This is a genomic window from Nocardiopsis sediminis (genome assembly GCF_042650565.1).
In the GTDB taxonomy this organism is placed as follows: Bacteria; Actinomycetota; Actinomycetes; order Streptosporangiales; family Streptosporangiaceae; genus Nocardiopsis_B; species Nocardiopsis_B sediminis.
The window spans coordinates 653,459-669,202 of record NZ_JBHSBH010000015.1 but is presented as its reverse complement, the minus strand read 5'-3'; the positions used below and the strand labels follow the sequence as shown (position 1 = coordinate 669,202).

General features: G+C 70.4%; 11 protein-coding genes, 1 tRNA gene, 1 pseudogene and 1 riboswitch. Of the genes and pseudogenes, 8 read left to right on the top strand and 5 right to left on the bottom strand.

Annotation, left to right across the window (positions count from 1 at the left end; genetic code table 11):
- The 3 genes from ACFOVU_RS25470 to ACFOVU_RS25460 all read left to right on the top strand — a co-directional run.
- On the top strand, positions 1-1,081 hold a 1,081-nt coding region (locus ACFOVU_RS25470), incomplete at its 5' end, for a glycoside hydrolase family 3 C-terminal domain-containing protein (protein WP_378537633.1).
- The gene (locus ACFOVU_RS25465) at positions 1,078-1,977 is read left to right on the top strand and encodes an alpha/beta hydrolase (protein WP_378537631.1); all 900 of its coding nucleotides are present in this window, start codon (positions 1,078-1,080) and stop codon (positions 1,975-1,977) included. The genes ACFOVU_RS25470 and ACFOVU_RS25465, both read left to right, overlap by 4 nt.
- Positions 1,974-3,431 (top strand): NAD-dependent epimerase/dehydratase family protein, encoded by a 1,458-nt coding sequence (locus ACFOVU_RS25460; protein ID WP_378537629.1) that lies wholly within the window; start codon positions 1,974-1,976, stop codon positions 3,429-3,431. The genes ACFOVU_RS25465 and ACFOVU_RS25460 overlap by 4 nt, the downstream gene beginning before the upstream one ends.
- Positions 3,432-3,548: 117 nt before the next feature.
- On the opposite strand, the gene ACFOVU_RS25455 is transcribed toward ACFOVU_RS25460, so the two are convergent.
- The 3 genes from ACFOVU_RS25455 to ACFOVU_RS25445 form a co-directional block, all read right to left on the bottom strand.
- On the bottom strand, positions 3,549-4,760 hold the full coding sequence (locus tag ACFOVU_RS25455; protein WP_378537628.1) for a macrolide family glycosyltransferase: 1,212 nt from the start codon (positions 4,758-4,760) through the stop codon (positions 3,549-3,551).
- Positions 4,761-4,901: 141 nt separating this feature from the next.
- Entirely contained in the window at positions 4,902-6,497 is a 1,596-nt protein-coding gene (locus ACFOVU_RS25450) for an MDR family MFS transporter (RefSeq protein WP_378538219.1), read from the bottom strand.
- A 59-nt stretch (positions 6,498-6,556) separates the two neighbouring features.
- On the bottom strand, positions 6,557-7,189 hold the full coding sequence (locus tag ACFOVU_RS25445; protein ID WP_378537626.1) for a TetR family transcriptional regulator: 633 nt from the start codon (positions 7,187-7,189) through the stop codon (positions 6,557-6,559).
- 148 nt (positions 7,190-7,337) lie between these two features.
- Here ACFOVU_RS25445 and ACFOVU_RS25440 point away from each other — a divergent pair, with 148 nt between their 5' ends.
- On the top strand, positions 7,338-7,478 hold the full coding sequence (locus ACFOVU_RS25440; RefSeq protein ID WP_378537624.1) for a hypothetical protein: 141 nt from the start codon (positions 7,338-7,340) through the stop codon (positions 7,476-7,478).
- A 358-nt stretch (positions 7,479-7,836) separates the two neighbouring features.
- Here ACFOVU_RS25440 and ACFOVU_RS25435 read toward each other — a convergent pair.
- A tRNA-Arg gene (locus tag ACFOVU_RS25435) sits at positions 7,837-7,912 on the bottom strand.
- Positions 7,913-8,498: 586 nt separating this feature from the next.
- On the opposite strand from ACFOVU_RS25435, the gene ACFOVU_RS25430 reads away from it, so the two are divergent.
- The 3 genes from ACFOVU_RS25430 to ACFOVU_RS25420 all read left to right on the top strand — a co-directional run bounded on the left by ACFOVU_RS25430 (position 8,499) and on the right by ACFOVU_RS25420 (position 11,798).
- Positions 8,499-9,488, top strand: a complete 990-nt coding sequence (locus ACFOVU_RS25430; RefSeq protein WP_378537622.1) for a cobalamin biosynthesis protein — start codon at positions 8,499-8,501, stop codon at positions 9,486-9,488.
- Positions 9,488-11,044: a cobyric acid synthase gene (locus tag ACFOVU_RS25425; RefSeq protein ID WP_378537621.1), complete on the top strand. Its 1,557-nt coding sequence runs from the start codon at positions 9,488-9,490 to the stop codon at positions 11,042-11,044. Before ACFOVU_RS25430 ends, ACFOVU_RS25425 begins: the two co-directional genes overlap by 1 nt.
- Positions 11,045-11,303: 259 nt before the next feature.
- Entirely contained in the window at positions 11,304-11,798 is a 495-nt protein-coding gene (locus ACFOVU_RS25420) for a hypothetical protein (protein WP_378537619.1), read from the top strand.
- Between the two features lie 102 nt (positions 11,799-11,900).
- Here ACFOVU_RS25420 and ACFOVU_RS25415 read toward each other — a convergent pair whose 3' ends face one another.
- Complete coding sequence (locus tag ACFOVU_RS25415) at positions 11,901-12,413, bottom strand: hypothetical protein (RefSeq protein ID WP_378537617.1); 513 nt, start codon at positions 12,411-12,413, stop codon at positions 11,901-11,903.
- Between the two features lie 101 nt (positions 12,414-12,514).
- A riboswitch (cobalamin riboswitch) is annotated at positions 12,515-12,637 on the top strand.
- A 67-nt stretch (positions 12,638-12,704) separates the two neighbouring features.
- On the opposite strand from ACFOVU_RS25415, the pseudogene cobN reads away from it, so the two are divergent.
- Positions 12,705-15,744, top strand: a pseudogene (gene cobN / locus ACFOVU_RS25410) (cobaltochelatase subunit CobN); the annotation flags it as partial.

Sequence of the window (15,744 nt, the reverse complement as noted above, 5' to 3'; positions counted from 1 at the left end):
CTCCGATGTCGCGGTGGTCTTCGCCGGCCTCTACGAGAGCGAGCAGTCGGAGGGGTTCGACCGTGAGCACATCGACCTGCCCGCGAGCCATGTCGCCGTGATCGAGGCGGTGGCCGCCGCGGCCGAGCGAACGGTCGTGGTCCTCATGAACGGCGGTGTCGTCTCCCTGGAACCGTGGCACGACTCGGTGGATGCGATCGTCGAGGGCTGGGCTCTCGGCCAGGCGGCCGGCGGTGCGCTCGCCGACGTGCTCACGGGCGCCGCCAGCCCCTCCGGCCGCCTTGCCGAGACCATCCCCTTCGCCCTGTCGGACACGCCGTCCTACCTCTCGTTCCCCGGTGAGAGCGACGTCGTCCGCCACGGCGAGGGCGTCTTCGTCGGCTACCGGTACTACACGAGCACCGAGCGCCCTGTGCGCTACCCCTTCGGACACGGTCTGAGCTACACCACTTTCGCCTACGACACATTCGAGGTGGAGAACACGGGCCCCGGCACCGCGCTCGCGCGCGTGACGGTGACGAACACCGGTCAGTCTCCAGGGGCCGACATCGTGCAGCTGTACGTCAGGCCCGCCGCCTCGCGTGTGCGCCGTCCGGTTCGCGAGCTCGCCGCATTCGAGAAGGTGCGGCTGGAGCCGGGACAGTCCGCAACGGTGTCGTTCGAGCTGGAACGCCGCGCGTTCGCGTTCTGGGACGTCACCGGGAAGCGGTGGTGGGTACAGCCGGGCACCTACGGCGTGCACCTGGGACGGTCCGCGGCCGACATCGCCGAAACGCGGACACTCACTCTCCAGGGGGACACGGACCTTCCCGGCCCTCTCGGCCTGGAATCCACCGTCGGCGAATGGTTCGGCCATCCCGTCGTCGGGCCGGCGCTGATGCAGGCGCTGACGGCCACTGCCGGCGAGGAGCGGCTCGCGGCGGCGGGCGACAACACCAACATGCTCAAGATGGTCGAGTCGATGCCGATGGCCCAGTTCGTACGCTTCCCGGGCGTCGAGATCACCGATGCGGCACTGGAGCACCTCATCGGCTTGAGCCGGAAAGCCGCCGCCGGTGAGGACGCCGGAACCACCCGATGAAGCGATCCGACCGCCGATCGGCCACTCGGCTCACGGCCGGCCTGGACATCGGCGACCACCTGATCACCGGCCGCAACGGCGCGATCCCCGTGCGGCGCTACCGCCGCGCGGGCGCCGAACCCGTCGCCACGCTCGTCTGGGTACACGGCGGCGCCTTCGCTTTCGGTGGACTCGACCAGCTCGAGTCCCACGCGGTCGGCGCCGCCCTAGGCCAGCGGGGCATTGAGGTCGTGGCCGTCGACTACCGCCGCGTGCCACCGTGGAACTGGTTCCGCGACCCTCCTGCCGGACGCCTGGCGGGGACCCGCTATCCGGTTCCCCTGCACGATGTGCTCGACGTCTTCGAGGTAACACGTCACGAGCAGGCTCACGCCGTGCTCGGCGGGGCCAGCGCGGGCGCGTGCCTGAGCGCCGCAGCGGCACTGGCACTCGCCCAGCAGGGCACAGCCGCCCCGCCCCTCGTCCTCGCCTACGGCACCTACCACGCGTCCCTTCCCGAGATCGCGCCCGAGATGCGTGCGCGGGTTCGGGGCCTGCGTGGGCTCACGCAGTTCCGACCGCAGACGGTCCACCGCATGAATCGCAATTACGCCGGCTCGGAGCAGGCGATGCGCGAGGCCACGGCATTCCCCGGCGGACACGATCTGCGCGCCATCACCGATGTGCTCATGATCGACGCCGGCAGGGACACGCTGCGGGCGTCAGGGGAAGCGTTCCGCCGCGAACTCCACTCCGCGGGCACAAGGCTCGATTACCACGTCGTCGCAGAAGCGGCGCACGGGTTCCTCGACCGGCCGTCGACGACGCCATTCCGGCGTGGGATCGACGCCATTGCGACCTGGCTGAGTGCAAAACGTCGAACCGACGGAACCGAAGGAAGGACCACACCACGATGACGGGGACGACCGCGCGACGCCGGGTGCTGCTCACCGGTGCCACCGGCAATTGGGGCCGCGCCGCCCTCCGCGAGCTTCGCTCACATCCGGAGCTGGAGGTCGTCGCCTTCGCGCTGCCGGGTGCGCCCGACCGCAGGATCCTTGAGGAGTTCTCCGGGATGGAGAATCTTTCCGTGTGCTGGGGCGATCTCACACGCTACGCGGATGTGCGGTCGGCCATCGCCGGCGCCGACGTGGTCCTCCACGTCGGAGCGGTCGTGTCGCCGCTCGCCGACAGCAGCCCTGCCCTTGCCCGCCGCGTGAACATCGGCAGCATCCAGAACATCATCAGGGCGGTGCGTGAACGGCCGGATCCCGCATCGGTCGCGGTCGTCGGCGTGGGTTCGGTCGCCGAGACCGGCGACCGGCAGGATCCCCACCACTGGGGGCGTGTCGGCGACCCCGTCCGGGTGTCGCAGTTCGACGAGTACGGGCAGACGAAGGTCGCCGCCGAGCGCCTGCTCGTCGAGTCGGGGATACCGAAATGGGCGTGGCTGCGCCAGACGGGCATCTTCCACCCGGCGATGCTCGAGATCCGCGACCCGATCATGACGCACTCGCCGTTCGGCGGCGTCATGGAGTGGGCGACCGCGGAGGATTCGGCACGGCTGCTCGCCGGAATCGCGGCCGGCGCCCCCGACGAGTTCTGGGGCGGCATCTACAACGTCGGCGGCGGCGAGGGATGGCGTCTGACGAACTGGCAGCTCCAGGTGGCGATCGGTGCCGCCATGGGCGTGCAGGACATCCGCACGTGGTACGACCGCAACTGGTTCGCGACCCGCAACTTCCACGGCCAGTGGTACACCGACAGCGATCGCCTCCACGCGCTCGTGCCCTTCCGCAAGGACACCTTCGCGGAGGCCATGGGCCGGGCGATCGCGGCCGCCCCGAAGTCGGTCCGGTCCGCGGGAAGGGTGCCCGGCTGGATCGTGAAGAACCTCGTCATGAAGCCGCTCACCCGCAGACCGCGGGGCACGATGGCGGCCGTGCGGGCCGGTGACCGCCAAGAGATCGCGGCGCACTTCGGCTCCTACGAGCAGTGGCGTCAGATCGGCGACTGGTCGACGTTCCGTGAACCCGCACCGACGCGCACACCGAGCCACCTCGATCACGGATACGACGAGGGCAAGAGCCCCGCAGCCTGGACACCTCTGGACTACGCCGAGGCGGCGGCCTTCCGCGGTGGCCGGCTCCTGACGACTGATGTGACGACCGGCGACATCGCGACCCCGCTCGTGTGGCGTTGCGCCTTCGACCACGTCTTCGCCGCGAGCCCGCGCCTGGTCCTCACCGCCGGACACTGGTGCCCCGACTGCGTCCGCGACCCCGCGGGATACGCCCGCCAGGCCGAACGCAACCCATTCCTCGCCCAGATCGAGAACGATTATCAGCCCGGCACACCGGAGGCGGTTTGAGCGCAGCCCCCGAAGTGAGATCACACGAACCCGCACGGCATTCGTCGATCCGGCCGAGGGCCGGGCAGCCGCCCATCAGGCGAGTCCCCGGCCCTGAGCGGGCACCGACCACGGTGTTCAGCGGTTCAACCGGGCAGCGAGATGGGATTCGATCGCGTCCGCGGCAGCCCTGGCGCCACCCGACTTCTGCAGCACCCTGCTCATGTCCGTGACGTTGCCGGCCACGGCGGGATCCGCGTGGACCTCTTCGACTGCCTGTCGGATCAGGTCCGGCGACAGACGGCCGGTGAGATGGCGGCCCAGACCGAGCTGCTCGATCTGGCGGGCGTTCGCGACCTGCTCGGGCTGCTGCGGCACAGCCACGATAGGGACGCCGTGATACAGGGATTCCATCGTGGAGTTCATTCCCGTATGCGAAAGAAAAATATCGGCGTTCCGCAGCACATCCAGCTGGGGAAAATATGGTCGAATCTCGACATTGGGCGGGGCGCTTCCGAGCTCCGCTGGATCGACCTGGGCTCCAATCGCCAAAGCGACGCGCCACTTTGAATCCCCGAAGGCGTCAATGCACATCTGGTAGAATTCGGTGTTGCGGTTGAAGGGCGATGTTCCCAGAGAAATGAACAGCAGTGGGCCGCCGCCCGGTGGCGTCCAGGTTCCGTCATCGTTGCGAGCCCCCAGGCTCGGTCCAACGAAGTAGAATCTTTCGTCGAATGTGTCAGCTGCCGGCTGGAACTCACGAGGGATGAAGACGATGTTCAGCGGTGCGGGTGGGCCTTCGAACAGGTTGATCGCCTGCCCGCCCATCTCATCGGCGAGTTTCAAGCCGACCTCCCGCATTTGCTGGAACAAATTCCCCGTCTCCCCAGGCGCATTTCCTGCACCCGATTCAGCCATGGACTGGAAAGAGAAGTTCTCGTTGGCAGCATAGGTGGGGTGGAGCGCGATCGCCGGGACCCCGACGCGGTCGGCCGCACGCTGCCCCGGGAGCGTCAGCGTGTTGTCGTAGCACACCGCGTCGGGCCGTTGCTGTTCCACATAATCGTCGATGATTCCGTCGCCGATGATCTGTGACTGGTAGCGGATCAACGTCTCCATCATGTGGCGCATCACGGTGCCCCAGTCGCCAGGATGGGAAGCCGAATTGACCACCGGAAGGGCCAGTTCGGGCAGGGGGACGAGCGCGGCTCCAACGGATTCGATTGCGAAACGAAGGCGTTCGTCGGTCGCGTAGGAAACACGATGGCCGCGCCCGACGAGTTCTCTCACCAACGGCAGGGTCGGATTAATGTGACCAGCAGCACCAATACTGGTAAAAAAGACGTGCATTTGATGCAATTTCCTTTCGTTGAATGCGCACGGGTCGAAATTGGTTCACGGGGATCGCGAGGATCCGAAGCCGAGCCCGGACCGATTCTCGGCTGATCGGGAGATAAGCCACCGTCCCCAGGCATAGCCCACGGGCCGTGCTCAGGCCCGTGTCGGCCCTCCGGCAGGGATCTCTGTCTCAAGGCCGCCCTTTTCAGGTTCGGCAAAAGTGTCGGCCAACTTCTTTTCCGGCAGAAGGAACGCCAGAACCAGTCCTGCTGCGAAGACGGGGACCAGGTAGCCGAAGACCGGGGTGAGGGCCTGCTGGTAGGACAGGATGACGGCGTCCTGGATCTCGGTGGGGAGGGCATGGACCGCAGCGGGGGTCAGGGACTCTGTACGTCCGACAGCCTCGGTCGCCGCGACCGGTATGCGGTCGGCGAGTTGCTCGGTGAGGCGGTGGGTGAACACGGCGCCGATGGCGGCGGTTCCCAGGGTGGCGCCGATCTCGCGGAAGAAGTTGTTGGACGAGGTGGCGGTGCCGACGTCCCTGCCGGGGGCGTCATTCTGCACGGCCAGGACGAGGGTCTGCTGCATCATCCCGACCCCCGCACCCATCAGGAAAAAGTAGGCTCCGACCACGACGAGCGGCGTGTCCGTGCCCAAGGTGGACATCAGCAGCGCGGTGACGGTGACGACGGACGAGCCGAGGACGGGCCACACCTTGTAGCGGCCGGTCTTGCTGATGAACTGACCGGAGGGGATGGCGGTGATGATGATGCCGACGACCATGGGGATCAGGAGCAGTCCCGACTCGGTGGCGCTGACTCCGTAGACCATTTGCAGATACGTGGGCATATAGCCGATGACGGCGAACATCCCGATGCCGATGGCGACCATGCCGATCAACGTGGAGATGTTGAAGATGCGGCTGGCGAAGAGCCGAGGCGGGATCACCGGCTCCGCGGCGCGGGTCTCCACGATGAAGAACGCCGCCCAGGCCAATATGGCGCCCGCGACGAGGCCAAGGATGACCGGGTCCGACCAGTCGTACTCCGTGCCGCCCCACATGGTGACAAGCACGGTGCAGGAGACGGCGACGGCCATGAGCGTGATGCCCATGTAGTCGATGGTGGCCTTGGTGGCCTTCGAGGGCAGCCGCAAGGCGAAGGCGGAGACGGCCAAGGCGACGACACCGAGCGGAAGGTTGATCCAGAAGGCCCAGCGCCACGCAGCGAGATCGGTGAGCCAGCCGCCGAGCAGCGGGCCGATCACGGAAGCGAGGCCGAAGACGGCGCCGATGGGGGCCATGTACTTGGCACGTTGGCGGGGCGGAACGAGGTCGGCGATGATCGCCTGCGAGGTGATCATGAGCCCGCCCCCGCCCAAACCTTGGACGGCGCGACCGATGATGAGTACCGTCATGTTCTGGGCGGCCCCGGCCAGGACGGATCCGGCGATGAAGACCACGATGGCACCGAGGAAGAGGCTTTTGCGGCCGAGGAGGTCACCGAGGCGGCCATACACCGGCATGCTGATCGTGGCGGCCAGAATGTAGGCAGTGGTCACCCAGGCCATGTGCTTCACGCCGTGTAACTCGCCGACGATGGTGGGCAGCGCGGTGCTCACGATCGTCTGGTCGAGAGCGGCCAGCAGCATCGCGGTCATCAGAGACGCGAATATGAGGCCGAAATGGCGCGGGAGTGCGGCCGCATCCGTCGGGACGGGTCTCCCGGTCGCGCCGGATTCTTCTTTCATCCCGGAAGGCGTGGCTCTGGCCATCATGGGGCTCCGAACTTCATCGTGGTCGGTCGACATCAGGTGAAGTCGTGGGTGCCGGGCGCCAGCAAATCCTCAAGTACCGTCACAGCGCGCTGCACGTAGAGGACCGGAGAGTCGGAGCGGTCGTCGGCGGTGTCCTGTGACCAGCGCTCCATACCGCTGCGGACGGCGGTCATCGCAACAGAGGCGATCAAGTCCGGGACCTGCTCGTCCGTATCCGGGTCCATGCGCTGCGCGACAGTGGCGGCGAGAGTCAGCCGGGAGGCGTCGAATCGCGCCATGAGAGCGGCGAAGACGGTCGGCGCACTGTGCGCGAGCTCGAAGACGTCGTGGACCTCACTGCGTTCCGGCGGATCCTGAGCGAGCTGCTCGATGAGCAGACGGGTCAAATCCGTGAGGACGTCGCGAGGGCGGCCGGGGCCGCCTTCGATGAAGCGGGCGACCAGATCGGGCGACAGCTCCGCGGGAGGCTGCTCGACCACGGCAGACTCCTTGCTTGGGAAGTAGTTGAAGAACGTTCGCGGCGAGATGCCGACCTCGGCGCTGATCATCTCGACGGTGACCTTGTGGAAGCCGTGTTCTCGAGCCAATCGGAGCGCCACCACATGAATCTCACGCCGCGTTTCACGCCGCCGACGGTCGCGCAGACCTTCACCAAGTGATCCCATGCCAACATGATTGCACAGTGTGCAAAATTTGCGCAAACGGCACTAGTTGCAGTATGCGTATGTTTCTCTACCGCAGCGTGACGGCCCCGTTCATGAACTGGTGCGGCCTTGTCGCGTCTCGCACCACACCGCCTTCGATGGTTGCCATGTGTGCAGCGTCGCTCGATTCCGGCTGGTAGCCGAGGGAGTCGGGGCGAAGAACCTCGGCGACACCTACCAGACCGTCTACCCGGAGGTCGCCCGCGCGGCGGCCGAGGCGACCGCGGCGCTGGTGCCGTTGCGGGTGTGAGGTCCAGCGGGTAATGAGCCCGCCGGGTGCTGATCCTCGGACGCGAAATGGGCATCCGGGGTGGTCGGGCGCGGTTCGGGCGAAAGGGGCGCCGGAATGGTTGGGGTGGGGCGGATTACCAGGGGTGGTCCGCCCCACGCCGTGTTTTACCGGCCCGTGGGGCGCGTATGGGGCCGCCCTGGGGTGCCGTTGGGCGGCGGGGGTGGATCGGCCGGTGTGGGGCGGCTGGTGGCGGCGACGAGGTCGTCCCCGAGGTGCCTTCATCTGCGGGGCGGACTGAGTCCGGACTACCGAGCACACATGGAGCACACATCGGCCCTTTTGGGTGTCCGGTTTGTTCCTCGAACCCCGTCTGACCTGGTGCAGCTGGCAGGATTCGAACCTGCGACCGTCGGATTAGAAGTCCGATGCTCTATCCACTGAGCTACAGCTGCTCGATTCAATTGTGTCGTGTTGGGGTGGGTGGGGGCGACGCGGCCGGGTGGGGTGTGGAGGGTGCTGGGCGGGGCTTCGGGGGTTGAGGGACACTCTAGGGTATTCGGCAGATGTCACCCATCGTCGGGCAAAATAATAACAACTACGGACATTCGTAGTTGCGTCTCGTTAGCACGCGGGCTCCACCAAATCGGCTGCTATTGGGCTCCGACGACACGTTACCCGTGATCAAGCGCCTGTGTGGCGTGCGGTCCTGGCGTTTCGTGAAGTTCGTTACGCGGGGTCGGGTCTCCGCGGTGGGGCGGGCGGTCCTGTGGGGGGATAACGGGCTGCTCAGAAGACCCACCATGCGCCGACCGAGGTTGCGAGCGCCATGATCATAGTGCCCAAGGGGTCCTCCGCGTCTGCCCGGGTCGTCCTGGTGGACCACCGCCTTTCCGTTTCTCTTCGCTGCGCCCTGCTCAGGGCCTTGTGGGTACGGGTTCGCTAGGGGAATCTAGGCCGTGGCCCCGTCCCGTGCATGCGGAGGGCGGGGACATGGCGCAATCGTGGGGAGCCCTGTACGGGCGCGTTACCTTGGACGGCGTGACATCGCCGCATCGACGCCGCATAGCAGCCGCCACCGCGATCGGGCTCCTCGCCGGGGCCGTCCTGGACCGTGTGGTGCCCGATCCACGCCGTGGGCACCCGGTGGCGGTCTTCGGCGCCGCCGCCGGGCGGCTGGAGCGCCGGATGTACGCGCCGAACCGGGCGAGGGGCGTCGCGTTCGCGCTGCTCGCTGTGGCTCCTGTCGCCGCCCTCGGGGCGCTCGCCGGGCACCGGGCCTCGCCGATGCGGCACGCCGTCGTCACCGCGGCCGCGACCTGGGCGGTCGTCGGCGGGTCCATGCTCGGGCGGGAAGCCGGGCTGATCGCCGATGCCCTTGAAGCGGGGGACATCGAGGAGGCGCGGCGCCGCCTTCCGCACCTGTGCGGGCGCGACCCGCGGGGCCTGGACGAGAAGGCGATCGCTCGCGCCGCGGTCGAGTCCGTTGCCGAGAACACCTCGGATGCGGCCGTCGCACCCCTCGTGTGGGGTGCCGTGCTCGGCGTGCCCGGGCTGCTGGGCCATCGCGCCGTCAACACGCTCGATGCGATGGTCGGCCACCGCTCACCGCGCTACGAGGACTTCGGCTGGGCGGCGGCGCGGATCGATGACGTCGCCAACTGGGCGCCCGCGCGGGTCACCGCCGTGCTGGCCTGCGCTTTGGCCCCGGTGGTTTCGGGAGACCCGCGTGCGGCCCGCCGGATCCGCGCGCGCGATGGCGCCCGCCACCCCAGCCCGAACGCCGGCCACTGCGAGGCGGCGTTCGCCGGGGCGCTGGGTCTGCGCCTGGGGGGCATGAACGTGTACGGGCGGCGGGTGGAGCACCGCCCCGAGCTGGGGGAGGGGCCGCGTCCTGAGGTGCACGACATCCGGCGGGCGGTGCGGCTGGCCCGCGCGGTAACGGCCGCCGCCGCTGCGCTGGCCGCCGCTGCGGCCGCCGCGCCCGCTGTGCTCGACTCCCGAAACTGTTGCCGGGAAGGGCGAGTGTGATGCGGCGGACGGGGCGTGGGGCGCCGGCGTTGTTGGTTGCGGGGACTACCTCGGACGCGGGCAAGAGTGTCATCGCGGCCGGGCTGTGCCGGTGGCTGGCCAGGCAGGGGCTCAAGGTGGCGCCGTTCAAGGCGCAGAACATGTCGCTCAACTCCGTCGTCACCCCCGATGGGGCCGAGATCGGCCGGGCGCAGGCGATGCAGGCCGCCGCGTGCGGGATCGAGCCGAGTGCGGCCATGAACCCCGTTCTGCTCAAGCCCGGCGGCGACCGGCGCAGCCAGGTCGTCGTGCGGGGCCGCGCCATCGGCGAGGCCGATGCGCTGAACTACCGCGACTACAAGGAGCGGCTGCGCCGGGTGGCGGCGGAGAGCCTGGCGGAGCTGCGCGCCGAGTACGACGTGGTGATCTGCGAGGGCGCGGGCAGCCCCGCGGAGATCAACCTGCGCGCCGGCGACATCGCGAACATGGGGCTCGCCCGGGCCGCGGACCTGCCAGTGCTGGTCGTCGGCGACATCGACCGCGGCGGGGTCTTCGCCGCCATGCACGGGACCCTGGCGCTGCTGGAGCCCGCTGATCAGGCGCTCATCGCCGGGTTCGTCGTCAACAAGTTCCGCGGCGCCCCGGAGCTGCTCGAACCCGGGCTGGACATGCTCCGCGGGCTCACCGGCCGGCCCGTCTACGGTGTGCTGCCCTGGCTCGACGGGCTCTGGCTGGACGTCGAGGACTCGCTCGCACTCAGCGTGGACCGCGGCCCGATGCGTCCGCCCCAGGGCCCGGAGACCCTGCGCGTGGCGGTCGTCCGGACACCGCGCATCAGCAACTTCACCGACATCGACGCGCTCACCGTGGAGCCCGGTGTCGACGTCCGCTTCGTGACCGCCCCCCACGAGATGGAGGACGCCGACCTCGTCATCCTCCCCGGCAGCCGGGCGACCGTGGCCGACCTGTCCTGGCTGCGGGAACGGGGCCTGGCCGACGCCGTTGCCCGACGTGCCCGCGCGGGCCGCCCCGTCCTGGGCATCTGCGGCGGGTACCAGATGCTGGCCCGGGCCATCGACGACGATGTGGAGTCGGGCGCCGGACGGGTGCCCGGCCTGGGCCTGCTTCCGGCCGAGGTCCGGTTCGCGGCGGAGAAGACCCTGGGCCGGCCCGAGGCCGTGGAGTACGGCCATCCGGTCGTCGCCTACGAGATCCACCACGGGGTCATCACGGTGGACCCCGATGACCCCGCGACGGTGCCCTTCCTCGACGGGTGCCGCCGTGGCTCGGTGTGGGGGGCGACCTGGCACGGGGCGTTGGAGAACAACGGGTTCCGGCGGGCGTTCCTGGCGGACGTGGCCCGGACGGCGGACCGGGGGTTCGTGCCCGCTCCCGATACCGACTTCGCCGCGGAGCGCGCGGCCCGGCTGGACGCGCTCGGCGACCTCGTCGAGAAGCACATGGACACCGGGGCCCTGCTGCGTCTGCTGGAGGACGGAGTTCCCGAGGGGATGGCGGTCGTGCCGCCTGCCGGGGTGTCCGGCGCCTCTTCGGCTGGGGTGGGCGGAGGCGGGTGATCCTCTGCGGTCCGTGCCGAGCCGTTCGTCGCCGATCGGCGGGGGCGCTCACGCGTTCGTGTGGGGCTGTGGACGACGGGTGGCGGGGATGTCGCCGGCCGGTTACGGTTGGTGGTGTTCAGCGGTCAGAGGATACGCGGACCCCTCCGGCCCACCGTGGTGGGCGTGGTCAGGGGCTCCTGCGACGCGATGGGGGCCGCCAGTCCGTGCCCGTACGGCCAGTCCGGCGGGCGATCCCCTCACCTCTGTGGAGGCTCCGGTGACCACCACCGATTCCGCTGTGTCCGCATCCGCCGATTCCACCGCCTCCGCCGGCTCTCACGGGTGCCCCGATGAATCCGACCCGGCCGGCCACGGCGACCGCGTCGTGCTCACTCTCGATCCCGCGACGCTGGGCGAGCTCCGGCATGCCGCGGGCCGGCAGGATCTCGCGTCCTACCTGTGCGTCCTGGCCGGGCGCCATGCCCGCTGGAGCGAGCTGCGCGGATGGCTGTCGCAGCTCGAAGCCGCCTACGGGCCGCTGCCGCCCGAGGCGCTGGAGCGCGTCCACCGGCACATGCTGGGTCTGCCCAAGCACAGCCGGGCGGGTTCTCCGTCGTTGTCGGTCGTCTTCAGCGCCGAGGAGTTCGCCGCTCTGGCCACCTCCGCGGGCGACCGGCCGCTGGCGCCGTTCGTCCGTGATCTCGTGATCGACCATCTGACCGCCTCGGGTTCCACCGATTCCGGTCCCGGGGGTGCCGGGCCGGGCTGCTGAGCGGTGCGGGCGGTCGTGCGGGCCACGGCCGCCCGGCCGGAGGAATCCGGCCCGTGGTGGTCCGTCCGTGGCGGGCGGGCCCCGTCTCCGGGGGCCTGCTCGCTACATCGCGGCGAGGCTGCGCGCGTAGTTGACCTGCTGCATCACCTGGTGGCCGGTGCCCGGGCCGTGGGCGGGGATCATCGTGGAGTGGAACACCCCGTTGCCCTGCACGGTCACCTGGACGTGCCCCGACACCTTGCGCTCCCTGATCAGCAGGAACAGCAGGCCCAGCAGGCAGAACCAGAAGAAGAGGATGGCGATCACGATGGCGTAGGCGGGGATTCCGTCGGACACCGTGGTCATGTCGGTGACCGTCCAGGTGCTCCCCTTGATCGGGAACCTGCCCGCCGGGGTGATCACCTCGGTCTGTGTGATGGTGATGTCGCCGATGGTGGCCAGCGGCGGGTGGCCGCCTGCCGGAGCCGGCATCGCCTGCCAGCCGCCGGTCTGCGGAGTCTGCCCATAGGGAGCCAGCTCCCCGTAGCCGGGCGCGGCCGGCTGCGCATAGGGGTCGGTACCGGGCGCCTGGGGGTATTCCTCGCCCGGTCCGGGCTGTTGGGGGTAATGGGTCATGCTGGGATTGTGTCAAACCCCGGGAGGTGATCGGACCGGACGGGGGACCAGCGCCGATCCGGTCCGGTGCCTTCTGCGAGGATGGTCGCCGACGGCGCGACGGAACGCGGTGCGAATCCGCGGCTGTCCCGCAACTGTGAGGGGGGAGCCCGCCTCGAACGACGCCACTGCCGGACCGTCCGGTGGGAAGGCCGAGGCCGGCGCTGATCCCCGAGCCAGGAGACGCCGCACCGTCGTGACACCTGTCCGGTCGCGGGGCGAGGACCCCGCACTCTGTGAAGAGGGACCCGCGTGGCCGCCACCATCCTGCTGCTGTCAACGGCCGACACCGATCTGCTCGCGGCCGGCGCCGCCCGAGCCGGTTTCCGCACCGCAAACCCCGCCCGCACCTCACCCGAAGACCTCCCCGCGCTGCTCGACGGCGCCGACATCGCCGTGGTCCGCCTGCTGGGCGGGGTCGAGGCCTGGCCCGGCGGGGTCGAGGCCCTGCGGGCCAGCGGCCTGCCGCTCGTGGCGCTGGGCGGCGAGGCCGCACCCGACCCCGGGCTGATGGCGCTGTCCACGGTCCCGTCGGGTGTCGCGACCGACGCCCACGCCTACCTGCGCGAAGGCGGCGTCGCCAACCTCCGCCAGCTGAGCCGGTTCCTCTCCGACACCGTCCTGCTCACCGGCGAGGGGTTCGACCCGCCGCAGACCATGCCCGAGTTCGGCGTGCACGAGCGCCCGGCCCCCGCCCCCGATCCCGGCGGGCGCCCCACCGTGGCCGTCGTCTTCTACCGCGCCCACGAGCTGTCGGGCAACACCGCCTTCATCGACGCGCTGTGCGACGCGATCGAGGACGCCGGCGGCGTCCCCCTGCCCGTGTTCTCCGGCTCGCTGCGGGGCCTGTCGCCCGACTCCGCGCCGGAGCTGTTCGCGCTCCTGGGCCGGGCCGACGCCATCGTCACCACCGTGCTCGCCGCAGGCGGCGCGGTGGCCGCCGACGCCAGCGGGGGCGGCGACGAGGACGCGTGGGACGCCGGAGCGCTCGCCCGGCTCGACGTCCCGATCATCCAAGGGCTGGTGCTCACCTCGGGACGCGACCAATGGCGGGCGTCCGGCGCCGCGCTCACCCCCATGGACGCCGGGATGCAGGTCGCCATCCCCGAGTTCGACGGCCGGCTGATCACGGTGCCGTTCTCCTTCAAGGAGATCGGCGGCGACACCGACTCCGGCCTGCCGCTGTACGCGGCCGACCCCGAGCGCGCCGCGCGCGTGGCCGGCATCGCGGTGCGCCACGCACGCCTGCGCTCCGTTCCCGCGGGCGAGCGCCGCCTGGCCGTGGTGCTGTCGTCCTACCCCACCAAGCACTCCCGGGTGGGCAACGCGGTCGGCCTCGACACCCCCGCTTCGGCCGTGCGGCTGTTCCGCGACCTCGCCGCGCGCGGCTACGACCTCGGCGGCGACGACACCCTGTGGCGGGTTCCCGGCCCCGACGAGGACCGCCGTGACGACGACGGCGACCCGCTGATCCACGCTCTCATCGCCGCCGGCGGCCACGACACCGAATGGCTCAGCGAGGACCAGCTCGCCGCCGCCACCGCCCGCGTGCCGCTCGACGACTACCGCCGCTGGTTCGACGCCCTCCCGGCCCCGCTCCGCGACTCCATCACCGCCCACTGGGGCGAGCCTCCCGGCGAGCTCTACGTCGACGACTCCGGCGGCCGGCCCGAGATTGTGCTCGCCTCACTGCGCTTCGGCAACGTCGTCCTGATGATCCAGCCGCCGCGGGGCTTCGGCGAGAACCCGATCGCGATCTACCATGACCCCGACCTGCCGCCCTCCCACCACTACCTGGCGGCCTACCGGTGGCTGGAGGCCCCGCGCGGCTCCGGCGGGTTCGGTGCCGACGCCGTGGTGCACCTGGGCAAGCACGGCACGCTGGAATGGCTGCCGGGCAAGGGCCTGGGCCTGGCCGCCGACGACGCCCCCGATGCCGTGCTCGGCGACCTCCCGCTGGTCTACCCCTTCATCGTCAACGATCCCGGCGAGGGCACCCAGGCCAAGCGCCGCGCGCACGCCACGATCGTCGACCACCTCGTGCCGCCCATGGCGCGCGCCGACACCTACGGCGACATCGCCCGCCTCGAACAGCTCCTCGACGAATACGCCCTGGTCAGCGACCTCGACCCGGACAAGGCGCCCACGCTGCGCGCGCAGATCTGGACCCTCATCAAAGCGGCCGAACTCCACCACGACCTGCACCGCGAGGAGATGCCGGGCGACGACGAGTTCGACGACTTCGTCATGCACGTCGACGGCTACCTGTGCGAGATCAAGGACGTGCAGATCCGCGACGGCCTGCACACCCTGGGCGCCGCCCCCGAAGGCGAGGCGCGGGTGAACCTGGTGCTGGCGGTGGTGCGCGCCGCCCAGGTGTGGGCCGGGCGCGCAGGGGCGCTGCCCGGGCTGCGCGCTGCCCTGGCCGCGGCCTTCGGCCTGCGCGAGGCCGACCTGCTCGCCGACCCGGGCGCGCGCATCGAGGTCCCCGCGGCGCTGACGGAGCTGGTCGACGGCCCGGCCCGCACCGCGTCCGACGCCGTCGACCTCCTCGAAGAACTGGCGCGCCGCCTGGTCGAGGCCATGGACGCCCGCGGCTGGCCGGCGGACGGGGCCGGCCCCGTGGTCGCCGAGGTGCTGGGCGCCGACCTGCCCGATGCCCGCGCGGTGCTCGACTTCGCCGCCCGCGAGGTGGTGCCGCGGCTGGCCGCCACCGGCGGTGAGATCGACGCCGTGCTGCACGCCCTCGACGGCGGCCACGTCCCCGCCGGGCCCTCCGGCTCTCCCACGCGCGGCCTGGTCAATGTGCTGCCCACCGGCCGCAACTTCTACTCCGTCGACCCCAAGGCCGTGCCGTCGCGCAACTCCTGGGACGTCGGCCAGGCCCTCGCCGACTCGCTGATCCGCCGGCACCTGGACGACACCGGCGACTACCCCCGGTCGGTGGGCCTCACGGTGTGGGGGACCGCCGCCATGCGGACCCAGGGCGATGACGTCGCCGAAGTTCTCGCCCTGCTGGGAACCCGCCCCACCTGGGACGACGCGTCGCGGCGGGTCACGGGGTTCGAGGTCGTGCCCGCCGAGGAGCTGGGCCGGCCGCGGATCGACGTCACCCTGCGGATCTCCGGCTTCTTCCGCGACGCCTTCCCGCACGTCATCGGGTTGCTCGACGACGCTGTGCGGGCGGTGGCGGAGCTGGACGAGTCGCCGGAGGTGAACTACCCGCGTGCGCACGCCCTGGCCGACCTCGCCGGCCACGGCGACTGGCGGCGCGCCACCACCCGGATCTTCG